This is a genomic window from Acinetobacter sp. S4400-12 (assembly GCF_024129495.1).
GTDB lineage: Bacteria > Pseudomonadota > Gammaproteobacteria > Pseudomonadales > Moraxellaceae > Acinetobacter > Acinetobacter lwoffii_C.
In genome coordinates this window covers 1-2,594 of the sequence record NZ_JAMXYB010000066.1, presented here as the reverse complement: position 1 = coordinate 2,594, position 2,594 = coordinate 1, and the positions used below count along the sequence as shown (strand labels likewise).

Below are 2,594 nucleotides of genomic sequence, written 5' to 3'. Positions count from 1 at the left end.
GTAAGCATCCGCTGAACGCCATCGCCAAGTTTTAACGGGGTTCAGGTTTCCAGCGGTGAGGTAGTAATTCTTCTATTTGGGGCACTTTATGTGTTGGCAACCTTTTCAGCACATCACTTAAATAGGCATACGGATCCAAGCCATTCAGCTTTGCTGACTGGATTAAAGTCATGATATTGGCAGCTCGTTGACCACTGCGCAGCGAACCTGCAAATAGCCAGTTCTTACGCCCCAAGGCCCAGGGACGCATTTGGTTCTCTATCCAATTATTGTCAATGGGTAGATTGCCATCATCCAGATAGCGGCTTAAAGCAGTCCAACGTTTTAGGCTGTAATTGATCGCCCGGGCGGTTGGAGAACTCGATGGCACCGTCAGCTGATGTTGGTTGAGCCATTCATATAGTTGTTGCATGACCGGTTGACTATGCTGTTGTCGGTATTCGCAGCGGTCTTCCGCTGTACCATCCGTCTTTTTTCTTAATTCTGCTTCTATCGCATATAATTTCTGAATCAGCACTAATGCCTGTTCAGCGACCTGACTTTTCTTGGTCACATGTAGTTCATGGAATTTACGACGTGCATGTGCCATGCAGCCCACCTCAATGACCTGACCTGATCTAAAGCGTGCTTTATAACCACTGTAATCATCACAGACCAAATGACCCTGCCAGCCTTTCAGGAAGTCTTCAGCATGCTGGCCAGAACGGCTATCTTGAAAGTCATAGATCACTGCCTGAACTGGATTGTACTGTGTGCTGGCATAGGCCCAGACATAACCTTTTTTGGGCTTTTTCTCATTTTCACCCATCTGCATGACCGTCACCGGTGTTTCATCTGCATGGATCACCTGCTGTTGCAGTACCACCTGTTTTAAGGCATTGGCCAGAGGTTCCAGTTCCACCCCACAGCGGCCAATCCAGTCAGATAACGTTGATCTAGACAGATCAACACCTGCGCGTAGAAAGATTTGACGTTGACGGTACAAAGGCAAATGATCGGCATACTTTGACACCAGCACATGGCTAAGCAATTCAGGTGAAGCAATGCCTTTATCAATCACATAGGCTGGCATCGCTTGCTGAGTCAGAGTGTCACACTGATCACAGACCCATTTACCACGCACATGCTGTTCCTTATAGAACTGTGCCGGTCTGAAATTCAGTTTTTCACTGACATCTTCACCGATACGACGCAAGGTACAGCCACAACTGCATTGTGTTGATTCAGGTTCATGCTCAATACGGAGGGTGTGTAGATGATCTGGCAACAGCCGACGTTTAGGTTTGTTGACTGGGGCTTTCTGTGCAGCTGCATTGGTTTTATCTGCATTCAGTCGTTCCAGTTCCAGATCAACCGCTGCAATATCTTCTTCAACCGCTTCATCCCAGAGATGGATTTGTTTTGCGGTTAGATGTTCGTTTTTACTGCCGAATTTATGCTGTTTAAATAGTGCAAGCTCATGCTCGTATTTTTGATTGAGAATAGAAAGATGTTGAACTTTAGAATCTAATTGCTGATTGGTGACTTCAAGATGTTGAACTCTGGCATCTAATTGCTGATTTGATTGTTCCAGTTGTTGTTTAGATTGTGCCAGAGACTGATGCTGCATCGCCAACTGTCTGGTAAATTCCAGCAGTTGTTCATGGGTCAGTTGGCTTAAATCAGGCAGCGTATTCATGACCGCAGTATGCCTGAGGTCATGATGCAGAGGAAATAGAACGTTTGGAGAATAGCAGAATGGATGAGCCTGGTTTAGAGCATTGTTACCACTTGCTGCAGTCCGATTCTTTGCCAGGGCAAACCCTGGATCAGTGCCTGTAACTGCTCCGGGCTGATCGCCATACTTTCACCCTGGTGAACTTTAGCCCAGTGGAATTTCCCCTGTTCCAGCCGCCGGGCACACAGCCAGATACCCAGTCCATCATGCACCAGCACTTTCATACGATGGCCACGCTTATTACAGAACAGGTAAGCGCAATGCGGTTTGATGTAGCCAAAGGCTCTCAGCACCTGAGCCATGGCTGTATCCATCCCTGCACGCATGTCCATCGGCTGGGTAGACAACCAGATCTCATCAATACGAATCATTGAGTCAAACCCTGGATCAGCAACAGTAATTCAGTTACTGACTCCACCGGCCAGTCGATCTCGATCATCTGATCCCTTGCGGAACTTGGTGCCTCATGTAATGGAATCCTGATATGAGCGACAGCTTTCTTCTCTGGCACAGGTGGTAGAGGTGCTTCTTGTTTGACTGGAGTCGGGTGAAGAATGACCGGAAGAAAGTCAGTCTGTGGAATGGATGGGGTTTTTAATGCAGGGGGCATTGATCTGGACTGACGAATCCATTTATGTAGCAGATTGGCATTGATCTGATGTTGCATTGCTACCTTGGCCACTGATGTATCTGGCTGCTGGCATTGCTGAATAAGTTGATGTTTAAATTCAGCTGTGAAGGTTCGACGGGGCTTTTTTAGCGTTGGTGCACTGTCTATAACTGTCTTTAAATCCATAAATAGGTGTCCACTTAAATTTAAGTGGACACTATCGCGGTATTAATGAGTTAGAAAAAGTGGGGTTCAGCGGACGCTTAC

3 protein-coding genes are annotated in these 2,594 nt (G+C 46.8%); all 3 read right to left on the bottom strand.

Annotation, left to right across the window (positions count from 1 at the left end):
• Window positions 1-31 precede the first annotated feature (31 nt).
• Window positions 32-1,678 carry an IS66-like element ISAba17 family transposase gene (locus NI461_RS13805; RefSeq protein ID WP_001094416.1) on the bottom strand — a complete coding sequence of 549 codons (1,647 nt, stop codon included), beginning with the start codon at window positions 1,676-1,678 and terminating at the stop codon, window positions 32-34.
• A gap of 74 nt (window positions 1,679-1,752) precedes the next feature.
• Entirely contained in the window at window positions 1,753-2,088 is a 336-nt protein-coding gene (gene tnpB / locus NI461_RS13800) for an IS66 family insertion sequence element accessory protein TnpB (protein WP_000618090.1), read from the bottom strand.
• Entirely contained in the window at window positions 2,085-2,513 is a 429-nt protein-coding gene (locus NI461_RS13795) for a transposase (protein ID WP_000364662.1), read from the bottom strand. The genes tnpB and NI461_RS13795 overlap by 4 nt, the downstream gene beginning before the upstream one ends.
• Between the last annotated feature and the right edge of the window lie 81 nt (window positions 2,514-2,594).

Coding starts and splice junctions, on each gene's coding strand:
- NI461_RS13805 (WP_001094416.1), bottom strand. CDS start 1,678: ATGAATACGCTGCCTGATTTAAGCCAACTGACCCATGAACAACTGCTG.
- tnpB (WP_000618090.1), bottom strand. CDS start 2,088: ATGATTCGTATTGATGAGATCTGGTTGTCTACCCAGCCGATGGACATG.
- NI461_RS13795 (WP_000364662.1), bottom strand. CDS start 2,513: ATGGATTTAAAGACAGTTATAGACAGTGCACCAACGCTAAAAAAGCCC.